Below are 20,161 nucleotides of genomic sequence, written 5' to 3' on the forward strand. Positions count from 1 at the left end.
CGCAGCGGCCCGAGGCCGCGGCGTGGGAGCGTGCGGCCGAGGCCGTCGCCGAGGCGCTCACGGCGGACGAGGACGCCAGCCACCCGCGGGTGTTCGCGGCGCCCCGTGCCGTGCCGCCCGCCCCGGGTCGCCCGGCACGGGGACCGTCCGGTCCCCCGCGCACCTCCACGACGACCGGCAAGCGCTGGGGACGGGTGTCGCGCCCGCTCGTCGCGCTGGTCCTCGTGGTGCTCTTCGCGGTCCTCGGCGCCGTCTTCGCGGACCGGGTGTGGGGCGCGCCGGCCGCCGGCGGCCTCGGCCAGGGTGCCCCCGCCGTCGTGGCGTCCGGCACGGACGCCACGGGACGTGGGATGCTGCCGCTGCGTACCCTGGACGCCGCAGCGCCCGCGAGCGCTGACCCAGAGCACGGCGCCCGACCGGGCGCGCACCAGGGCGGCGCGGCGAACCGCGCACCGCAGACGACGACAGCGAGGAACCTGTAGTGGTGGACGACGCACCCCGAATCCTCGGCGGCCGCTACGAGGTCGGCGAGCTCATCGGGCGCGGCGGGATGGCCGAGGTCCACATCGGCCACGACACGCGCCTGGGCCGCACGGTCGCGATCAAGATCCTCCGCTCGGACCTCGCGCGCGACCCGTCCTTCCAGGCCCGCTTCCGCCGGGAGGCGCAGGCGGCTGCCTCGCTCAACCACCCGGCGATCGTCGCCGTCTACGACACCGGCGAGGACATCTTCACCGAGCCCGGCGGCGCCGTCTCGCACGTGCCGTTCATCGTCATGGAGTACGTCGAGGGCCACACGGTCCGCGACATCCTGCGGGACGGCACGGCCGTGCCGATCGAGGAGGCCGTAGAGATCACCGCCGGCGTGCTCTCGGCGCTCGAGTACTCCCACCACGCCGGCATCGTGCACCGCGACATCAAGCCCGCGAACGTCATGCTGACGCCCACCGGCGCGGTCAAGGTCATGGACTTCGGCATCGCCCGCGCGATGGCCGACTCCGCCGGGACGATGACGCAGACGCAGGCCGTCATCGGGACGGCCCAGTACCTCTCCCCCGAGCAGGCTCGCGGCGAGCAGGTCGACTCCCGCAGCGACCTGTACTCGACCGGCTGCCTGCTGTTCGAGCTGCTGACGGGCCGCCCGCCCTTCATCGGCGACTCGCCGGTGGCCGTGGCCTACCAGCACGCGCGCGAGCAGGCGCCGCCGCCCAGCACGTTCGCGTCCGACATCCCGGAGGCGCTGGACCGCATCACGTCCAAGGCCCTCGCCAAGGACCGGGACCAGCGCTACAGCTCCGCGGCCGAGTTCCGTGCGGACCTCGAGTCGGCCCTGCGGGGCGGGCACGTCAACGCACCCGCGGTCGGCGCCCTCGCCGCCGGGGCCCTCGCTGGGGCCGCGGCGACCGAGGTGCTGCGCCCCGGCCCGCAGACCGCCGCGACCCAGGTGATGGGTGCCGGCGCGGGTGCCACGCAGGCGCTGCCGCCGACCGGGGCCGCGCCCTGGTCCCAGGTCGGGGGTGCCGGCACGGGCACCACGACCAGGACGACGCAGGGCACGGACCCCGACGAGGACGAGGCGCCCAGGCGGCGCTGGATCCTGTGGGTCCTCATCGGCGTCGCCCTCGCGGCCGTGATCGGCATCGCGATCGTGCTGACCCAGGGCGGCGGCGAGGAGGAACCGGTGCTCGTCACCGTCCCCAACGTCGTGGGGATGGACGAGGCGCAGGCGCGCGCAGCCATCACCGACCTCGGCCTGGAGTTCGAGCGCGTCAGCGAGCCGAGCCTCGAGGTGCAGGCCGGCTTCGTCATCAGCACGGACCCCGGCGCCGACGAGCAGGTCGACGAGGGAGCCACCGTGCAGGTCGTGGTCTCGGAGGGCGCCGAGGAGGTCGAGATCCCCGACATGTCGAACTACACGCAGCAGCAGGCCCGCGCGGAGCTCGAGCGGCTCGGCTTCACGGACATCTCGGTGTCGACCGAGGACAGCCCGGACGTCGACAAGGACCGGGTGATCCGCACGGACCCCGCCGCGGGGACCGCCGTGGACCCCACCGCCACCCCCGTGACGCTCGTGCTGTCCACGGGCCTCGTCCAGCTGCCGAACCTCCTCGACCCGCCCCGCACGCTCGAGCAGGCGCGCGGCGAGCTCGTCGCCCTCGGCCTCATCCCCTCGATCAGCGAGGAGGCGACAGGCGACGCGCCCCCCGGGACGGTCATCGCACAGAGCCGCACGCCGGGCCCCGTGCCGCAGGGCTCGGAGGTCGGCATCACGGTCGCGACCGCGCCGGTCATCGAGAAGGTCTCCGTGCCGGACGTGACGGGCAAGCGCTACGACGAGGCGGCGGCGCAGCTCGGCGCCGCGGGCCTCAACTCCGTCGCCGGCGAGGCCGTCTTCGACGCCACGCAGCCGGAGGGCCGCGTCGTGCGCACGGAGCCCGCAGCAGGGACCTCGGTGGACGAAGGATCGACGGTGACGGTCATCCTGTCCAAGGGCAAGGAGCCGGCACCCGACGACGACGCGTAGCCCTCGGCTGACGACGACGACAAGGGGCCCGCCGCGCACACGCGGCGGGCCCTTCGTCCGTCCGCCGTCAGGAGCGCGCGGCCTCGCGCACCAGGGGCGCCATGCCCGCCGACGCCTCGACAGCACCGTCCAGCCCGCAGACCTCGAGCCAGTTCGCGAGGAGCCGGTGGCCGCCCTCGGTCAGGACCGACTCCGGGTGGAACTGCACGCCGTGCAGCGGCAGCTCACGGTGCTGCAAGCCCATGATCACCCCAAGTCCGGCGCCGGGCGCCGTGCGCGCGGTCACGACGAGGTCGTCCGGCACGGTGCCGTCCACCACGGCGAGGGAGTGGTACCGCGTCGCCGTGAACGGCACGTCCAGGCCCGCCAGGACCCCCGCGCCGTCGTGCTGGACCGCGCTGGTCTTGCCGTGCATCAGCTCCGGCGCGTGCGTGACCGTCGCGCCGTAGACCTCCGCCAGGGCCTGGTGCCCGAGGCAGACGCCGAGCATGGGCGTGCCCGTGCCCGCGCAGTCGCGGATGACGTCCATGCTCTGGCCGGCCGCACGGGGCGTACCCGGACCGGGTGAGATCAGGACGCCGTCGTACCCCTCGCGCTCGGCGAGCGGCGGCACGGCGTCGTTGCGCACGACGACGGTCTCGGCCCCGAGCTGGTCGAGGTAGCCGACGATCGTGTAGACGAAGGAGTCGTAGTTGTCCACGACGAGGATCCGGGTCATGTCAGTCCACCGTGGTCTCGTTGAAGGGCATGAGGGGGGCGATCGCCGGGAAGACCCACGTGAAGCAGGCGGCGACGACCGCCGCGGCGAGCGCCACCATGATCAGCGCCCGGACCCACGCCGGGCCGGGGAGGGCACGCCACAGCCAGGCGTACATCAGGCACCTCCGGAGGGGTCGGCGGGGGCCACGAGGTCCGGCGGCACGCCGTCCGAGACCGGCATCCAGTAGTCGAGCTCGGAGTGGACGACGTAGCGCTCCCGCGCGGAGAACATCGGGTGGCACGTCGTCAGCGTCATGCTCGCGACGGTCGGGGTCGCGCCCGGGTTGTTCGGCACCGGCGCGACGACCTCGACCTGGTGCGGCAGCACGATCTCGTGGCCGGTGACCCGGTAGACGTACCAGGCGTCCGGCGTCTGGACGATGAGGGGGTCGCCCACCTGGAGCTCGGCCGCGCGGTTGAGCGGCTTGCCGTACGTCGTGCGGTGGCCCGCGACGGCGAAGTTCCCGATCTGGCCCGGCATGGCCGTGCCCTCGTAGTGGCCGAGGCCGCCCTTGTCGAGCACGTCGGGCCGGCTGGTCCCCTGGGTGATGGTCGGCATGAAGTCCGGCCCGAACCGCGGGACCTGCAGCGTCGCGAACGTCGTCAGGTTCGCCGGCTCCGCCATGACCGGCGCCGGCTCGTCGTAGCGCGGTCCGGTCGTCTCCGTCTCCGTCTCCGCCTCGTCCCGTGCCTCCGGCTCGGAGACGACCCAGTCGAGGTCGGCGATGGCCCTGCGCTGGTCGGCTCCCGCCGCGACGTCGGTCCACCACAGCTGCCAGACCACGAACAGCGCGAGGAGCACGCCGAGGGTGATGAGCACCTCGCCCAGGACGCCCACGACCGTCGCGCCACGGTGGCCGGTCGCCCTCCGCTCGGGCTGCCGGTGACGGGCCGCGGCGGGCCGCTGGTCGGCGACGGTCATGATGCGCTCCCCGCCGCGAAGACGTCGACGCCGTCCGGGACGTCGGCGTACTGCAGATCGGCGCTGCCCTCGTAGGCGGGGAGCTCCAGGTCACCCTCCACCGTGGTGGACCACCCGAGGCCGACGGCGTCGACCCACTGCAGGTACTCCTGGATCGCCGGCGACTGGAGCAGCGAGGCGCGCAGCTCGTCGGGGTCCCCGACGGCGCGCACCACGAAGGGCGGGGAGTAGGTGCGCCCGTGGAGCAGCAGCACGTTGCCGACGCACCGGAAGGCGGACGTCGCGACCACGCGCTGGCCCTGCAGCGTCATGGCCTCCGCCCCGCCCGCCCAGAGGCCGTTGATGACCGCCTGGAGGTCCTGCTGGTGCACGACGAGGTCGTCGTTGGTCACGTCGTCGGGGCGGGGAACGTTCGCCGGCGCGTCGCTGAGGCGCACCGTCAGGCCCGGACCCTCGACCGGCTGGAGCCCTGCGGCCAGCGCCTCCAGCTCGGCGGTCGTCGGGTCGAGCATGGGCAGGTCGCCCACCTGGGCGTCCGTGAGCAGGCCCACCTCCGCCTCGAGGTCACGCACCTCCGCCTCGATCTCTCCCAGCCGCGCCGACTCCACCTCGACCAGGCCGGCGAGGTCCTGCGGCTGACGGCCGTCGGGCCCTCCCGCGAGGCGGGCGTTGGCGGCGAACAGGAAGCCCGCCATCACCAGCACGAGGCTCACGGCGACCGCGCCGCCCCACGGTGCCCGCCCGCCGGTCCGGTCCCCGGCGTGGTCGGTCTCCGGAGCGGGGTCGGCGTCGTCGTGGGCGTGCTTGCCTCGCTCCGACATGTCGCCTCCCTCCGGGCCCGGACCGTGCCACTACGCTAGACGACGAACCTCCGGCCTCCCGTGCCGGACCACCGCTGCGCCAGGAGATCCACCGTGCCCGAGTCGAAGCCGCGCAAGAAGCCGGCGTACGTCCCGCCGCCCGCGGCGCAGGGGCCGAAGACCAACCCCCGCTGGCTCGTCCCCACGATGCTGGGTCTGATGATCGTCGGCCTGATCTGGGTCGTCGTGACCTACATCTTCCAGTCGCAGTACCCGATCCCGGGCATCGGCAGCTGGAACCTCGCGGTCGGGTTCGTCCTCATCATCGCCGGATTCTCGCTCACCACGCGCTGGCACTGACGGCGCCGGCCCCTGACGGCCGGCCCCGCGCTCCGAGAGCCCTCGTCCCCCGGGACGAGGGCTCTCGTGCGTCCGGCGCCGCCGAGAGTTCTCCCCAGGAGTGCACAACTCTGTGGATAACTACACCCGTGTAGTTCCCCCGGTGTGACCCGCCTGTGGACGGTTCACACCGTGGCGTACCGCAGCGCCGCCAGCAGGACGAGGACGACGACGACCAGCATGCTCGCCCCGACGCCCACGAGCGTGCGCCGCTCCCGCGGTGCGTAGGCGTAGGCGGCGCCGAGCGCGAGGCCCACGAGCAGCCCGCCGAGGTGACCCTGCCAGGCCACGTTGGGGACCACGAAGCCGATGACCGCGTTGATGCCGATGATCGCCAGGATGGGACGCGCGCTGCGGCCCATGCGACGGAGCACGACGACGATCGCGCCGAAGAGCCCGAAGACCCCGCCCGACGCCCCCAGGACGATCTGCCACCAGCTCGCACCGTCCGCCAGGAGCAGGTACAGCACGTTGCCGCCGAGGCCGGAGGCGAGGTACAGCGTGAGGAAGCGCCACCGGCCGAGGGCCAGCTCCAGCTCACGCCCGAGCAGCCACAGCGCGTACATGTTGAACGCGATGTGGGTGAACGCGAGGTACCCCTGGGTGGAGTGCAGGAACCCCGCGGTGAGGAAGCGCCACGGCTGGGCCTCGGCGGCGGCCGGCTGGAACACGAGCCGCTCGGTCCACGGCCAGCCCACGGCCCACTGCAGGAGGTAGCTGACGACGCACAGCCCGATGAGGGTCAGGGTCACCACCGGGGGCCCGGTGCGCACGGGGGCACCGAAGACCGTGCGGCGCGCCGGCGCCGTGCGGGACGCCTCGCGCACGCAGTCGACGCAGTGCACGCCGACGGCGGCAGGGCGCTGGCACTCGGCGCACACGGGGCGCTCGCAGCGCTGGCACCGGACGTACGAGACGCGGTCGGGGTGGCGCGGGCACACCGGGACCGCGCCGTAGGCGGGTCCCGGTGCGGCCGACGGAGTGCTCACTCCTCGACGGTCACCGAGGTGATGACGATGTCCTCGACGGGCCGGTCGCCGCGGCCCGTGCGCGTCGCGGCGATCGCGTCGACCACGGCGCGGCTCTCGTCGTCGGCGACCTTGCCGAAGATCGTGTGCTTGCCGTTGAGGTGCGGCGTGGGCGTCACCGTGATGAAGAACTGCGAGCCGTTGGTGCCGCCGGTACGGCCCGTGACCGGGTCGCGGCGCAGGCCGGCGTTGGCCATGGCCAGCAGGTAGGGCTGGTCGAAGCGGAGCTCGGAGATCTCGTCGTCGAAGCTGTAGCCGGGGCCGCCGGTGCCGGTGCCCAGCGGGTCGCCGCCCTGGATCATGAACCCGGGGATGACGCGGTGGAAGACGACGCCGTCGTACAGCGGGTCGTTCCGCTCGGCACCCGTGGCCGGGTCCGTCCACGTCGTGGTGCCGGTGGCCAGCCCGGTGAAGTTCTTCACCGTCTTGGGCGCCTGGTTCGGGAAGAGCTCGACGCGGATGTCGCCTGCGGTCGTGTGAAGGGTCGCGAACATGACCACATCCTCGCACGCAGCGCAGGGCGCAGCCCGCCCGACGGTGGCACGATGGGCACCAGCACGAGCGCCCGGGCTGGCACCGGGCGGGTCCCCGTCCGCCGAAAGCAGGGAGTCGACCATGTTCGACCGCATTCGCCGCCGTACGACAGCCGTACCCGTCGTGGAGGTGGATGACCTCAAGGCACACGCCGCCCACGTCCAGGCCGCCCTCGCCGACGCGTCAGCACAGGCCGGCATCGCCGCGGCCCGCCTCGGCGAAGAGGCCAAGGCCGCCGCGCTGCAGGCGAAGGGGTGGGCGACGCCGCGCGTCGAGAAGGCCCTGCACGACGCCACGGCCGCCGCCGCCCCGCGCGTCGAGAAGGCCGCCGAGAAGTCGCTGCCGATCGTCGAGTCCGCGCACGACCGCTTCGTCGACGAGCTCCTGCCGAAGATCGTCGCGGCCGTCAACGCGGCCGCCGTCGCCGCCGCGGCCGGGGCCGACAAGGCCCGCGACGCCGCGTCCACCAAGCTGAGCGAGATCGCCCACGTCGAGCCGCCGGCCCCGCCGAAGTCGCACCGGTTCGCGAAGGTGTTCTGGCTCGTCGCCGGGGTCGTCGGCATCGTGGGGGCCGTCGGGGCCTGGCGCCGCAGCCGTCCGACGACGGACCCGTGGGCCGAGCAGCCGTGGGAGACCGAGGACACCGGCTCGGAGCGGCTCAAGGCCGCCGCCGCCGACGTCCGCTACGAGCTCGCCGACGCGGCCGAGACGGTCGGCGAGGCGGCGGGCGAGACCGTCGCCCGCACGCGTGAGGCGACGGAGAGGGCCGCCGCGCTGGCGCGCGAGGCCGCCGAGAAGGCACGCAAGGCCTCGCCGCGGCGCCGCGCCGCCGGCCGGGCAGACGCCGTGCTCGGGGACGACGAGGTCACCGAGGCGATCGAGACACCGGAGGGCACCATGAGCACGGACAAGACGGGCAGCGGCACGGCACCTGGCGCGACGGACGAGCCGAGCGACCACAGCGGGCTGCCGCTCGACGCGGACAAGATCCCGACCGACGTGCCGGGCCAGACGGACGACCCCTCGCACACCGCGAAGGGCTCGGACGGCTGAGCGCCTGACGTCCACAGCACGACCCGGCGGGGCCGGGCACCTCACGGTGCCGGGCCCCGCCGTCGTCGGTGGTCTCGGCACCCGATCGGCGGTGACGCGCCGGGGGAGCGGCGGCCAGGGTGGGTGGATGCGCTGGTTCCGTCGCCGCTCGTCACGCACGCCCCAGTCCGCGACGCCCACGCCCGCGCCCGCACCGGCGGACGCGGACACTCGCCTCCTTCCGGACCCCGACCTGCCCGTGCTCGACCGGCATCGGGCCGCCCTGCTCCGCGCCGGCGCCCGCGAGGCGTTCGCCGCGGCGGGCGTGGAGACGACGCCCGACGGCGCGGTGCTGCGCGGGATCGAGGCCGTCTACGGGCTCGACAACGTCGCGGCCGCGGCGGCGCGGCTCCCCGAGCACGAGTGGCCGGAGCTGTTCGCCAGGCACGCCCGCACCATGATCGGCGCCTTGGGGCCGGACCCCTTCGCGGGCCTGGACGACGTCCCGTCCCACCTCTTCCTCCGGCTCCTGCCGACGGACGCGCTCCCCGCCGAGGGCCCCCGGCGGCACGTCGTCGGCGACCTGGTCGCTGTCGCGGCCGTGGACCACCCCGAGCACGTGCGCACGCTCGCCGCGGGGCCGGCGGTCGACGAGCTGGGCGGGTGGGACGTGGTCGAGCGGCTGGGCCTGGCCAACCTGCGTACCCAGCGTGCGGAGATGACGGCGGAGCTCGCCTTCGGGGTGCGCCTGAGCACCGGCGGCTTCTTCCACGCCAGCCGGGTGCTGGTGATGGAGCACCTGCTGGCGGAGGACTTCCGGCTGGAGACGCCGCGGCACGGCGTCCTGGTCGCGGTGCCGAACCGGCACCTCGTGGTGGTGCACCCGGTGACGGAGTGGGACATCGTCGGGGCGCTCGAGACCATGCTGCGCGTCACGCGCGAGGAGGTGACCGCCGTGGGGACGCTGAGCCCGCACCTCTACTTCTGGCGCGACGGTGCGTGGGAGCAGGTCACGCGCCTGGGGTCCGACCGCGTGTCCGTCGACGCGACCGGGATGCTCGGGGCCGCGCTCGAGGAGCTCGGTCCACCGCCGGCGCCCGGGGACGGTGCGTAGGTCCGTCAGGCCGGGTCGGTCGGCAGCTCGAGCGACAGGCCGAGCGCGGTGAAGTGGTGCTCGCCGAACCAGGCGGTCACGTGGGCCACGCCGTCGGCCGTGACCACGGGGTGCTGGATCTGGAACGCGCGGTGCACCCCGTCGGGCCCGCGCATGTACATCGCGAGCGCGGGGACCCCGTTGGCGGACGTCGAGACGAAGCGCATGTCCCCGGCGCGCTGGGCCGGGCAGCGGGTGCGGATCAGGTCGGCGATGTCCGCCCCGCCCTGGAACCACTCGAGGAACGGCGGCATCTGCCACTGGGCGTCCTCGGTGAGGACGCCCACGAGGCCGTCCATGTCGTAGTCCTCGAAGGCGCGCTGGTAGCGCGCCAGCAGCTCGGCGGCGCGCGGGTCGCCGGCGTCCAGCGCGACGGGCTCGTCCTCACGCCGGCGCGCGAGGTGGTTGCGGGCGCGCTGCAGGGTGCTGGTCACGGCGCCGACGCTCAGGCCGAGCGCGGCCGCCGCCTCCGCGGCACGCCAGCGCAGGACGTCGCACAGCAGCACGACGGCGCGCTGCTGCGCCGTGAGCTCCTGCAGCGCCGCGACGAGCGCGAGCCGCACGCTCTCCCGGCTCACGGCGACATCGGCCGGGTCCTCCTCGGGTGACGCCCAGACCACCGCGTCGGGCAGCGGTTCGACCCACGCCGTCTCGCGCTGCGCGTGCAGGTCGCCGCGGGGGTCCGCCGGCGGAGCGCCGAGCCCGACGGGCAGCGGGCGCCGCGCGCGGCCCTCGAGCGCGGTGAGGCATGCGTTGGTGGCGATGCGGTACATCCAGGTGCGGACGGACGAGCGGTGCTCGAAGCCGTCGTAGGCCCGCCAGGCGCGCAGGTAGGTCTCCTGGACCAGGTCCTCGGCCTCGTGCACCGAGCCGACCATCCGGTAGCAGTGCGCCGTGAGCTCGCGCCGCAGTGGCGCGACGAGCTCCTCGAACTCGGGTCGCGGTTCACCGGTGCCGGGCAGTGCATCCGCCTCTGCGCTCACCCGGCGACGGTACCCCCGCGCGCCGACACGGCACAGGGGTATCGCTCAACCCAGCGTGACCTCGGGCGCTGCCCCCGCCTCGAGCGTGAACGCCGCCGCACGCCCGCCGGCGCGCACCTCGTAGTCGCCGAGCCAGCCACGGACGCCCACGCGGCCCTGCGCATCCGTGCGCAGCGCCGTGGGCGCCAGCCACCACTCGTCCTTGACCAGGCGGCGCAGCGCGTCGTACGAGGGCTTGGGCGTGCCGTCCGCGCGCACGAGGCCGCCGGGCGCGCCGAGCCACATGTCGCCGTCGGACAGGCCCCAGTAGGTGACGCCCTGCACCGAGGGGTGCGAGGCGAGCGTGCGGTAGTGCCGCTCGACCTCGTCCGCCTGCCGCGCCTCGCCGTCGGGCGTCGTGGGCCAGTGGGGGATCTGGTAGTCGTTGAGGTCTTCGAGCTCGGGCGGCATGAGGTGCCCCGACAGCAGCGTGGTCTCGGTGAAGTGGATCGGCAGCCCGTAGCGCGAGAACCGGTCGAGGATCGCGAGCGTCTTCTCCTCGCCCCAGTAGCCCTGGTGCATGTGGCTCTGCAGGCCCAGGACGTCGACCTGGATGCCCGCCTCGAGCACTCCCTCGATGAGGCACTCGTACGCCGTGGACATGTCGAAGTCGTTGAGGAGCAGGGTCGCGGACGGGTTGGTCGCGCGCGCCTCCTCGAAGGCGAGGCGGATGGTCGCGATGCGGCCGCGCTCGCGCGCCAGCGGCGTGATGCCGTTGGCGCCGTTCTCGAACACGGGCATGATCACGACCTCGTTGATCGCGTCCCACGTGTCGATCAGCCCCGAGAAGTCGCCGACCTCGCGCCGGATGCGCTCGCGCTGGAGGCGCTCCACCTCGTCGGTCGGCAGGTCGAGCAGCCAGTCCGGCTGGACCGTGTGCCACATGAGCGGGTGGCCCTTGAGCGCGACCCCGCGCTCGGCGAACCACTCGGCCGTCCGGCGCAGGCGGGCCGTGTCGGGTCTGCCGCGCACGGGCTCGAACCGGCCCCAGTAGAAGGGGAGGGTCGCCGTGTTGAACACGTCCAGCCACAGGTCGGCGAGGTGCTGCGCCTGCGCACGCGACAGCCGCGTGCCCTCGGCCTCGCCCAGCGCCGGCCGGCCGCCCGCCGGCGCGCCGTCGTCGCTCAGCTCGTCGTTCGCGAGCGGGATGAACTCGAACCCGATGTTTCCGAGGCCGAACGCGTGCCGCGTCTGGGCGACGACGACGTCCGCGTCGCGCAGCGGGGCGCCGTCGGGCCCCAGGACGGTCAGCGTCGCGTCAGCGGTGCGGTGCGCGAAGGTCGGGTCGGGCGTGGGGGAGCTGGGCACGGGCGTCTCCTCGTCGTCGAGGCGATCAGGGTAACGATGAACAGAGCCCGGACGCCCGGGGCGGTGCGGGGGTCAGCCGGCCGGGACCGGCGCCGGCCGCGGGCGGTCCGGGACGCCGAGCCGCGCGAGGGCGAGCGGGCCGGCGATCGCGCCGACCGCGATCAGCGCCGCCAGCAGCCCGCACACCACCTGCCACGACGTCGCCTCGTACAGGGCGCCGGCCAGCAGCGACCCGGTGGCCGCGCCCGCGAGTCCCGCGTTCCCGAGCAGGCTCATGCCGCGGCCGGTGCGCGTACCGCTGACGTGCGCGACGGCGGCCTCGTGGATCGGCGTCAGCGCCGCCCACGCCGTGGCGGTGAGGACCCACAGCGCGGCGATCACCAGCGGGCCCGGTGCCAGCGCGAGCCCGGCGGCGAAGAGCGCCGAGCCGATCGAACCCGCGGCGTACACCGCGCGCCGTCCGTGCCGCCCGGTGAGGCGGTGCAGCGCCCTCGGCAGCACCGTCATCGCGATCCCACCCGGCAGGAAGACCAGCGCGATCTCGTGGACCTCGAGCTCGAAGGCGCGCTGCAGGTGCAGCAGGAGGATCAGGCCGACGCCGGCCTCCGCCACCGAGGTGAGCGCCACGACGGCGAGCAGCGGCGACATGCGCCGCACGTCTCGCCACACCGAGGCGTCCGGTGGGTGCTGGACGGGCTCGCGGCGGACGGAGCGCATCAGCAGCGCCGCCGCGACGAGGCAGGCGACGCCCAGGGCGGCGAAGACCCCGCGGTAGCCGAGCGTGGGCAGGAGCACGAGCGAGGGAACCCAGAAGAACCACGACGCGAAGGCGACGGCCGAGTACAGGCCGGCGAACGCGCCGTCGTCCTCCTCGAGGCGTTCGGCGGTGATCGCCCGGACCGCGACCCACAGCAGCGCGCCGCCGGCGCCGCTCGCCGCCGCCGCCACGAACGCGACGCCGAGCCCGGGTGCCACGGCGTACCCCCCGCACGCCAGCGCGCAGAGCACGGCACCGGCCGCGGCCACCCGCGAGCGCTCACGCGTGTCGACCAGCCTGCCCGCGACCGGCCGGGCGGCGAACGAGACCGCGAGCTCGAGGGCGACCAGGGCACCGATCTGCGTCGGCGTCGCGCCCAGCGCGGCCCCGACCCACAGCGGCAGGAGGAAGTCGAGGACGTCCGCGGACCCGCCGACGAGCGCGGCGCCGGTGGTCGACGCGCTCCGGCGGCTCACGCGCCATCTCATGACCGGACGCTAGCGGCACCCGACCGGTCCCGTCGCTACCCGGCGGGACCTCGTCGTCGGGGACGCAGGAGCGCGACGGCCCGGCGGTCGTCCTGCGACCGGACGTCGGCCACCTCCAGGCCCGCGGCGGCGATGTCGTCGGCGAGCGCCGCCACCTGGGCGCTGCCCAGCGCCTGGAGGAGCACCACCCCGCCCGGCGCGACGTGCGCCCCCGCGACCGCCAGGCACCGGCGCGGCAGGTCGAGGCCGTCGGGCCCGCCGTCGATCGCGACCACAGGGTCCTGCGGCCACGCATCCACGTCCTCGCGGGGCACGTAGGGCGGGTCCGCCAGCACGACGGCGAACCGCTCGTGGGGCCCGACGGCCGACTCCATCGCGCCGCAGCGGACCTCGACCGAGACGTCCGTGACGTTCGCGCGCGCGTTGGCCGTCGCCAGCCGGCACGCGTGCGGGTCGACGTCGACCTGGACCAGGTCCCGGCGAGCGAGCACGGCGGCGGCCTGCCCGATCTGCCCCGCACCGGAGCACAGCTCGAGGATCGCCCCGGGCGGCAGTCCTGCGGCCACCTCGGCCGCCCAGCGTGCCTGGAGCAGCGTCCACGGACGGGGGCGCAGCACCCGCTCGTCGAACGTCACGAGGAGCGGGCCGAAGTCGACGGTCTGGGTCTGCATCGCCGACCATCCTCGCCCACGGCGCCGGCCGGCGCGCGCACAGGGCGTGCGATCACGGGGTGGAGCCAAGGGGACTCGAACCCCTAACCCCCTGCTTGCAAAGCAGGTGCGCTACCAATTGCGCCATGGCCCCCGGGTGGACCGGCCGGGACCGGGCGACGGCTCAGTCGAGCTCGTCGGTGACCTCGGTCCACAGGTCGCGCTCGTCGCGGTCCTCCGCGTACGTGCGCCACACCAGGTAGCCCGCGGCGGCAGCCAGCAGGGCGATGAGGAGCTTCTTCATGCGTTCCTCCGGTGGTGCGAGGGGGTGGGCCTAAGAGGACTTGAACCTCTGACCTCTTCCTTATCAGGGAAGCGCTCTAACCGTCTGAGCTATAGGCCCGAGCACCGAGACGGCGCCGCACGAGAGTACCCCAGCGTGCGGGCGCCGCCCAAACCCGTCAGTCGTCGGTGAGGGTCAGGTGCACGCCGCCGACGAGCGCGGCGACGATGTTGTAGAGGAACGCCCCGATGGTCGACAGCGCCGTGAGCAGCACGATGTCGATGACGCCGACCATGGTCGCCAGCGAGATGATCCGCTCGAAGCCGAGGTAGTCCTCGACGCGGAAGAACGTCTCCGAGCCCGAGAGGGTCGCGGCGATGTCGTTCACCGAGGCGAACACGTGCAGGCCGTCGAGGGTGTACCAGACGACCGCGGCCGCGACGACGATCATGATCCCGACCGCGACGGACAGCAGGAACGACAGCTTCATGACCGACCACGGGTCGATCCGGGCGACGGACAGCCGCACGCGGCGCGGGCCCGATCCCGAGATCGACGACGTGGAGGCCGCGGCGGCCGGCTTCGTGGAGGTCCGTGCGGGCTTCGCCGGCTCCGTGGCGTCCTTGGTGGGCAGCGCCGTGCGCGCCGTCTCCACCGCGCCCTGCGCCGACTGCTTCATCCGCTCGGTGAAGGACCGTCCGCTCGCGCCGGACTCGTCCGGCTCCCGCGCCGGGGTCGACGGCGTCCCGGTGGCCGGAGCCGCGCCGGGCCGCACCGCCGTGCCGGCTCCGGTCGAGCCCGGCTTGGCCGCGGGGCGCTGCGGTGCGATGGACGGCGGCTGGGTCCCGTCGGTGCTCATCGGTCTCCCTCGATCGGTGCCGGCTGCGCGTCACCCGGGTCGTCGGTGGACTGCTCGTCTCCGGGCTGCTCGTCGGACGTGGCCGGCCCGGACGATTCTGCACCGGCCTCGTCGCCGTCCACGTCAGACTCCAGGACGACCTCGGGACCGTCGACGTCGGCCTCGTCCCCCACGGTAGCCGCATCTCCCGCGAGGTTGCGCTCCACGTTGCGCGCGACGGCCAGGATGTGGTCACCCGCGTCCGGCTTGGCGAGGATGACGCCCGTCGCGTCGCGCCCGTGCACGGGCAGCTCGCCCACCTGGGAGCGCACGACCTTGCCGCGCTCCATCACCACGAGGATCTCGTCGTCCTGGTGCGCCATGATCGCGCCGACGAGCTTGCCGCGGTCGTCGGGCAGCCTGGCGGCGCGCACGCCCTGCGTGCCGCGGTTGGTCCGGCGGTACTCCAGGTTCCCGTCGCGGTTCACCCGGTGCATGTCCGAGCGCTTCGCCGTGCCGCCGTCGGTCACGGTGACGAGGTAGGAGCCCTCCTCGATGACGTGCATCGACAGCAGCTCGTCGTCGTCGGTCTTGAACTTCATGCCCGTGACGCCCGACGTCGCGCGGCCCATGGGACGGAGCTGGTCGGCCGACGCGTGGAAGCGCACGGCCTGGCCCTTGCGGGACACGAGCAGCAGCTCGGAGTCCTCGTCCGCGAGCACGGCGGAGACCAGCTCGTCCGGCGTGCCGTCCTCGTCCTCGCGCAGGTTGATCGCGATGAGGCCACCCGAGCGGTTCGAGTCGTAGTCCGAGAGCCGCGTCTTCTTCACCAGGCCGCGGCGGGTCGCCAGGACGAGGTACTCCGCCTGGTCGTAGTCGCGCAGGTCGATGACCTTGGCGATCTGCTCGCCCGGCTGGAAGGCCAGCAGGTTGGCGACGTGCTGACCCTTGGAGTCCCGCCCGCCCTCGGGCAGCTCGTACGTCTTGGCGCGGTACACGCGACCGAGGTTGGTGAAGAAGAGCAGCCAGTGGTGCGTCGTCGTGACGCCGAAGTGCTCGACGACGTCGTCCGCGCGCAGCTGTGCGCCGCGCACGCCCTTGCCGCCGCGCTTCTGCACCCGGTACTGGTCGCTGCGCGTGCGCTTGGCGTAGCCGCCGCGGGTGATCGTCACGACGACCTCCTCCTCGGCGATGAGGTCCTCCATGGAGACCTCGCCGGCGAACGGCAGGATCTGCGTGCGGCGGTCGTCGCCGTACTTGGCGACGATCTCGTCGAGCTCGGTCTGCACGATGTCCCGCTGGCGCTGCGGGTCCGCCAGGATGCTCTCGTAGTCGGCGATCTTGACCATGAGGCCGTCGTACTCGTCGGTGATCTTCTGGCGCTCGAGGGCGGCGAGCTGGCGCAGCTGGAGGTTGAGGATCGCGCGCGCCTGGATCTCGTCCACGTCGAGCAGCGCCATGAGCCCGTCGCGGGCCTCCTCGACCGTGGCCGACGCACGGATGAGCGCGATGACCTCGTCGAGAGCGTCGAGCGCCTTGAGGTAGCCGCGCAGGATGTGCGCGCGCTCCTGCGCCTGCCGCAGGCGGTACGCGGTGCGGCGCACGATCACGTCGAGCTGGTGGGTGACCCAGTGCCGCACGAACGCGTCGATGCTCAGCGTGCGCGGGACGTCGTCGACCAGCGCGAGCATGTTCGCGCCGAAGTTGTCCTGCAGCTGGGTGTGCTTGTAGAGGTTGTTGAGCACGACCTTCGCGACGGCGTCGCGCTTGAGCACGATGACCAGGCGCTGGCCGGTGCGGCCCGAGGTCTCGTCGCGGATGTCCGCGATCCCCTGGATGCGGCCCTCCTTGACGAGGTCGGCGATCTTGGCCGCGAGGGTGTCGGGGTTCACCTGGTAGGGCAGCTCGGTCACGACGAGGCAGATCCGGTTCTGGATCTCCTCGACCGTGACGACCGCGCGCATGGTGATCGAGCCGCGACCCGTGCGGTACGCCTCCTCGATGCCGCGCCGGCCCAGGATGGTGGCGCCCGTCGGGAAGTCGGGCCCCGGGATCCGCTCGATGAGCGCCTCGAGGAGCTCCTCCTTCGAGGCCGCCGGGTTCTCCAGGTGCCACGCGATGCCGGCCGCGACCTCCCGCAGGTTGTGCGGCGGGATGTTCGTCGCCATGCCGACGGCGATGCCGGAGCTGCCGTTGACCAGCAGGTTCGGGAACCGGGAGGGCAGCACCGAAGGTTCCTGCGTGCGGCCGTCGTAGTTGTCGCGGAAGTCGACGGTCTCCTCGTCGATGTCGCGCACCATCTCCATCGCGATGGGCGCCATCTTGCACTCGGTGTACCGCGGGGCCGCCGCGGGGTCGTTGCCGGGGGAGCCGAAGTTCCCCTGGCCGGCGACGAGCGGGTAGCGCAGCGACCAGTCCTGGACCAGTCGCACCAGGGCGTCGTAGATGGCGATGTCGCCGTGGGGGTGGTACTTGCCCATGACGTCGCCGACGACGCGGCTGCACTTGGAGAACTGGCGGTCGGGGCGGTAGCCGCCGTCGTACATCGCGTAGATGACGCGCCGGTGGACGGGCTTGAGGCCGTCGCGGACGTCCGGCAGCGCACGACCCACGATGACGCTCATGGCGTAGTCGAGGTAGGACCGCTGCATCTCCAGCTGGAGGTCGACCGCGCTGACGCGGTCGGTCAGCACCTCGGCCGGGGAGTCCGTCCCGACCTCGGGCAGGTCGCCGTCGGGGGGAGTCTGGTCGGTCACCGTCTACCTCGTCTCGTCCGGCCCGGTCGTGGGCCCGTGCTGCGTGTGCTCGTGCGCGTCCCGACCGCGCGGCACGCCGCCGCGGTCGGGGAACCTCAGATGTCGAGGAACCGCACGTCCTTGGCGTTGCGCTGGATGAAGGACCGGCGGGACTCGACGTCCTCGCCCATGAGGACCGAGAAGATCTCGTCCGCCGCGGCGGCGTCGTCGAGCGTGACCTGGAGCAGCGTGCGCTGGTCGGGGTCCATCGTGGTCTCCCACAGCTCCGAGTAGTCCATCTCGCCCAGACCCTTGTAGCGCTGGATCCCGTTCTCCTTGGGGATCCGCTTGCCCGCGGCCTGGCCCTCCACCAGGAACGCGTCGCGCTCCCGGTCGGAGTACACGTAGTCGTGCGGCGCGTTCGACCACTTGAGCCGGTACAGCGGCGGCTGCGCCAGGTAGACGTAGCCGCGCTCGATGAGCGGGCGCATGTAGCGGAACAGGAGCGTCAGGAGCAGCGTGCAGATGTGCTGGCCGTCGACGTCGGCATCGGCCATGAGCACGATCTTGTGGTAGCGGAGCTTCTCCTCGGTGAAGTCCTCGCCGATCCCCGTGCCGAAGGCCGTGATGAGCGCCTGGATCTCCTGGTTGCCGAGCGCGCGGTCGAGGCGGGCACGCTCGACGTTCAGGATCTTGCCGCGCAGGGGGAGGATCGCCTGCGTGCGCGGGTTGCGCCCCCGGACGGCGGAGCCGCCGGCCGAGTCGCCCTCCACGATGAAGATCTCGCACTCCTGGGGGTTGTTCGACTGGCAGTCCCGGAGCTTGCCCGGCATGCCGCCGGACTCGAGCAGGCCCTTGCGGCGCGTGGCCTCGCGCGCCTTGCGCGCCGCCAGGCGAGCGGTCGCGGCCTGGATCGACTTGCGGATGATGTCCCGCGCCTCGTTGGGGTGCGAGCCCAGCCAGTCACCGAGCTGCTCGTTGACGACCTTCTGGACGAACGTGCGCGCCTCGGTGTTGCCGAGCTTGGTCTTCGTCTGGCCCTCGAACTGCGGCTCGCCGAGCTTGACCGAGATGACGGCCGTCAGGCCCTCGCGGATGTCCTCGCCCGTGAGGTTCTCGTCCTTCTCGCGCAGCAGGTTCTTCTCGCGCGCGTAGCGGTTGACGAGCGACGTCATCGCCGAGCGGAAGCCCTCCTCGTGGGTGCCGCCCTCGGTCGTCGAGATGGTGTTGGCGTACGTGTGCACGGACTCCGAGTACGCGTTGGTCCACTGGAGCGCGATCTCCACCGAGATGCGGCGCTCGGTGTCCTCGGACTCGATGTCGATGACCTGCGGGTGCACGACCTCGACCTTCTTGGCCGAGTTGAGGTGGGCGACGTAGTCGATGAGGCCGTTGTCGTACTTGTACGTGACGCTGCGCCGGTTGGTGCCCGTCGACGCCGTCGCGCCGGCCGGCTGCTCCGCCTCGGGCGCCGAGGTGACCTCGTCGTCCGTGTCCGTGTGCGCCGGACGCTCGTCGGTCAGCGTGATCTTGAGGCCCTTGTTGAGGAACGCGTACTGCTGGAACCGCGACCGCAGCGTCTCGTAGTCGAACTCGACCGTCTCGAAGATCGAGTCGTCGGCCCAGAACGTCTGCGTCGTGCCCGTCTCCTGCGTCGGCTCGCCGCGGCGCAGGTCGCCGACGGGCTTCCCGCCGTCGGCGAACGACTGGTACCAGGTGTAGCCGTCGCGCTTGACGACCGTCTCGACGCGCTTGGACAGCGCGTTGACGACGGAGATGCCGACGCCGTGCAGGCCACCGGAGACCGCGTAGCCGCCGCCGCCGAACTTGCCGCCGGCGTGCAGGATGGTCATGACGACCTGGACCGTGGGGCGGCCCTCGGTGGGGTGGATCGCGACCGGGATGCCGCGGCCGTCGTCGCTGACGCGCACGCCGCCGTCCGCCAGCAGCGTGACGTCGATCTGGGTGCAGTACCCGGCGAGCGCCTCGTCGACCGAGTTGTCGACGACCTCGTAGACGAGGTGGTGCAGGCCGCGCGGACCCGTGGACCCGATGTACATGCCCGGGCGCTTGCGGACGGCCTCGAGGCCCTCGAGCACGGTGATGTTGCTCGCGTCGTAGCTGTTGGCCGCGACGGTGCCGTCGTTCGGGACGCGGGGGGTGCTCGGCTCCTGGGCTGCGGACGTGCTCTCGTCGACCACGGGCAGAGGTGCTCCTCACAGGGTGCGGACGCCGACGCGGACGGCGGCAGACACGAAGGTTCCCTGGCCCCGGGTCGCGCACCGCTGACCGCGCGGGGGCGCGGCTCGTCGGGCGCCGCGCCGTGCTGACTCGGACGAGGCGGACCGGATGCCAGGAATGACAGGTCCCATGCTACCCGGTCATGGCCTCCACGACCGCCCGCGCACAGGTGTGGCGCCCCGGGGATGCGCACCCCTCACCGGGTGGTCACGGACTCGGTGTCAAGGCCTCACAGGGCCGGATCCGGCGGTCGGTGATCACGGTCGGGGCGGCGGCGTCAGCCGTAGGTGTCCCGGGGCCCGCGGCCCGGCACCCGCCGGCTCCCGCGGCCCCACCCCGGGCCCGCCGGACCGAGGACCTTGACCTCGCGGACGACGTCGGCCCCGACCTCCCGCTCCAGGGTCGCGAGGAGCTGGGGGACGAGCAGGCGGAGATTCGACGCCCACGCCGTGGAGTCCGTACGCACCACCAGCAGGCCGTCGTCGAACGACTCCGGGACGCAGTGGTCCGCCACCTGGTCCCCGACCACCTCGCGCCACCGGCCGACGACGCCGCCGACCGACAGGTCCTCGCGCCACCCGCGCTCCGCCGCGAGCCGCGCGAGCGTGTCGCCGAGGAGCGCCGGGTCGCGACCGTCGCGGCCCGGCCCGGACCGCGCGTCCTCCACGGGCCGACGCCGCGGCTTGCC

The 20,161-nt window shown here is 73.4% G+C and carries 19 protein-coding genes, 2 tRNA genes and 1 pseudogene; 5 read left to right on the forward strand and 17 right to left on the reverse strand.

Annotation, left to right across the window (positions count from 1 at the left end; all coding sequences use genetic code 11):
* Positions 1–482, forward strand: a pseudogene (locus IDM29_RS06090) (hypothetical protein); the annotation flags it as partial.
* Positions 482–2,524: a Stk1 family PASTA domain-containing Ser/Thr kinase gene (gene pknB / locus IDM29_RS06095; protein ID WP_188037301.1), complete on the forward strand. Its 2,043-nt coding sequence runs from the start codon at positions 482–484 to the stop codon at positions 2,522–2,524. The pseudogene IDM29_RS06090 and the gene pknB, both read left to right, overlap by 1 nt.
* Positions 2,525–2,591: 67 nt before the next feature.
* On the opposite strand, the gene IDM29_RS06100 is transcribed toward pknB, so the two are convergent.
* Genes IDM29_RS06100 through IDM29_RS06115 form a run of 4 tightly spaced genes read right to left on the reverse strand, consistent with a single transcriptional unit; the run spans position 2,592 to position 5,026 of the window.
* On the reverse strand, positions 2,592–3,242 hold the full coding sequence (locus tag IDM29_RS06100; RefSeq protein ID WP_188037302.1) for an aminodeoxychorismate/anthranilate synthase component II: 651 nt from the start codon (positions 3,240–3,242) through the stop codon (positions 2,592–2,594).
* Position 3,243: 1 nt separating this feature from the next.
* Positions 3,244–3,399, reverse strand: coding sequence for a hypothetical protein (locus IDM29_RS06105; protein ID WP_182112569.1), 156 nt, complete (start codon positions 3,397–3,399; stop codon positions 3,244–3,246).
* The gene (locus tag IDM29_RS06110) at positions 3,399–4,205 is read right to left on the reverse strand and encodes a class E sortase (protein ID WP_188037303.1); all 807 of its coding nucleotides are present in this window, start codon (positions 4,203–4,205) and stop codon (positions 3,399–3,401) included. The genes IDM29_RS06105 and IDM29_RS06110 overlap by 1 nt, the downstream gene beginning before the upstream one ends.
* Positions 4,202–5,026, reverse strand: a complete 825-nt coding sequence (locus IDM29_RS06115; RefSeq protein ID WP_188037304.1) for a DUF881 domain-containing protein — start codon at positions 5,024–5,026, stop codon at positions 4,202–4,204. Before IDM29_RS06115 ends, IDM29_RS06110 begins: the two co-directional genes overlap by 4 nt.
* A gap of 93 nt (positions 5,027–5,119) precedes the next feature.
* On the opposite strand from IDM29_RS06115, the gene IDM29_RS06120 reads away from it, so the two are divergent.
* Positions 5,120–5,365 (forward strand): cell division protein CrgA, encoded by a 246-nt coding sequence (locus tag IDM29_RS06120; protein ID WP_182112566.1) that lies wholly within the window; start codon positions 5,120–5,122, stop codon positions 5,363–5,365.
* Positions 5,366–5,529: 164 nt separating this feature from the next.
* Here the strand turns inward: IDM29_RS06120 and IDM29_RS06125 are convergent, their stop codons facing one another.
* Positions 5,530–6,393 carry a rhomboid family intramembrane serine protease gene (locus IDM29_RS06125; protein ID WP_188037305.1) on the reverse strand — a complete coding sequence of 288 codons (864 nt, stop codon included), beginning with the start codon at positions 6,391–6,393 and terminating at the stop codon, positions 5,530–5,532.
* Positions 6,390–6,926 (reverse strand): peptidylprolyl isomerase, encoded by a 537-nt coding sequence (locus IDM29_RS06130; RefSeq protein WP_182112564.1) that lies wholly within the window; start codon positions 6,924–6,926, stop codon positions 6,390–6,392. Before IDM29_RS06130 ends, IDM29_RS06125 begins: the two co-directional genes overlap by 4 nt.
* A gap of 121 nt (positions 6,927–7,047) precedes the next feature.
* Here IDM29_RS06130 and IDM29_RS06135 point away from each other — a divergent pair, with 121 nt between their 5' ends.
* Positions 7,048–8,019 (forward strand): hypothetical protein, encoded by a 972-nt coding sequence (locus tag IDM29_RS06135; RefSeq protein ID WP_188037306.1) that lies wholly within the window; start codon positions 7,048–7,050, stop codon positions 8,017–8,019.
* A gap of 127 nt (positions 8,020–8,146) precedes the next feature.
* Complete coding sequence (locus IDM29_RS06140; protein WP_188037307.1) at positions 8,147–9,112, forward strand: hypothetical protein; 966 nt, start codon at positions 8,147–8,149, stop codon at positions 9,110–9,112.
* A gap of 5 nt (positions 9,113–9,117) precedes the next feature.
* Here the strand turns inward: IDM29_RS06140 and IDM29_RS06145 are convergent, their stop codons facing one another.
* From IDM29_RS06145 to IDM29_RS06190, 11 genes are all read right to left on the reverse strand, one after another.
* Complete coding sequence (locus tag IDM29_RS06145) at positions 9,118–10,134, reverse strand: sigma-70 family RNA polymerase sigma factor (protein WP_309232682.1); 1,017 nt, start codon at positions 10,132–10,134, stop codon at positions 9,118–9,120.
* Between the two features lie 45 nt (positions 10,135–10,179).
* Entirely contained in the window at positions 10,180–11,481 is a 1,302-nt protein-coding gene (locus IDM29_RS06150) for an endo-1,4-beta-xylanase (RefSeq protein ID WP_188037308.1), read from the reverse strand.
* A 72-nt stretch (positions 11,482–11,553) separates the two neighbouring features.
* Positions 11,554–12,726, reverse strand: a complete 1,173-nt coding sequence (locus IDM29_RS06155) for an MFS transporter (RefSeq protein ID WP_188037309.1) — start codon at positions 12,724–12,726, stop codon at positions 11,554–11,556.
* Positions 12,727–12,761: 35 nt separating this feature from the next.
* Positions 12,762–13,397 (reverse strand): methyltransferase, encoded by a 636-nt coding sequence (locus tag IDM29_RS06160; protein WP_182112559.1) that lies wholly within the window; start codon positions 13,395–13,397, stop codon positions 12,762–12,764.
* Positions 13,398–13,457: 60 nt separating this feature from the next.
* Positions 13,458–13,530, reverse strand: a tRNA-Ala gene (locus tag IDM29_RS06165).
* 30 nt (positions 13,531–13,560) lie between these two features.
* The gene (locus IDM29_RS16990) at positions 13,561–13,680 is read right to left on the reverse strand and encodes a DLW-39 family protein (RefSeq protein WP_220457988.1); all 120 of its coding nucleotides are present in this window, start codon (positions 13,678–13,680) and stop codon (positions 13,561–13,563) included.
* 25 nt (positions 13,681–13,705) lie between these two features.
* A tRNA-Ile gene (locus tag IDM29_RS06170) sits at positions 13,706–13,779 on the reverse strand.
* Between the two features lie 58 nt (positions 13,780–13,837).
* Entirely contained in the window at positions 13,838–14,518 is a 681-nt protein-coding gene (locus IDM29_RS06175; RefSeq protein WP_223148039.1) for a DUF3566 domain-containing protein, read from the reverse strand.
* Positions 14,515–17,253, reverse strand: coding sequence for a DNA gyrase subunit A (gene gyrA, locus IDM29_RS06180; RefSeq protein WP_182112558.1), 2,739 nt, complete (start codon positions 17,251–17,253; stop codon positions 14,515–14,517). The genes IDM29_RS06175 and gyrA overlap by 4 nt, the downstream gene beginning before the upstream one ends.
* Before the next feature lie 95 nt (positions 17,254–17,348).
* Positions 17,349–19,433, reverse strand: a complete 2,085-nt coding sequence (gene gyrB, locus IDM29_RS06185; protein WP_182112557.1) for a DNA topoisomerase (ATP-hydrolyzing) subunit B — start codon at positions 19,431–19,433, stop codon at positions 17,349–17,351.
* 317 nt (positions 19,434–19,750) lie between these two features.
* Positions 19,751–20,161 (reverse strand): DUF721 domain-containing protein (locus tag IDM29_RS06190; RefSeq protein WP_188037310.1); only part of this gene is annotated, 411 nt, incomplete at its 5' end.

It is taken from the genome of Actinotalea sp. JY-7885 (genome assembly GCF_014525465.1).
Classification (GTDB): Bacteria; Actinomycetota; Actinomycetes; order Actinomycetales; family Cellulomonadaceae; genus Actinotalea.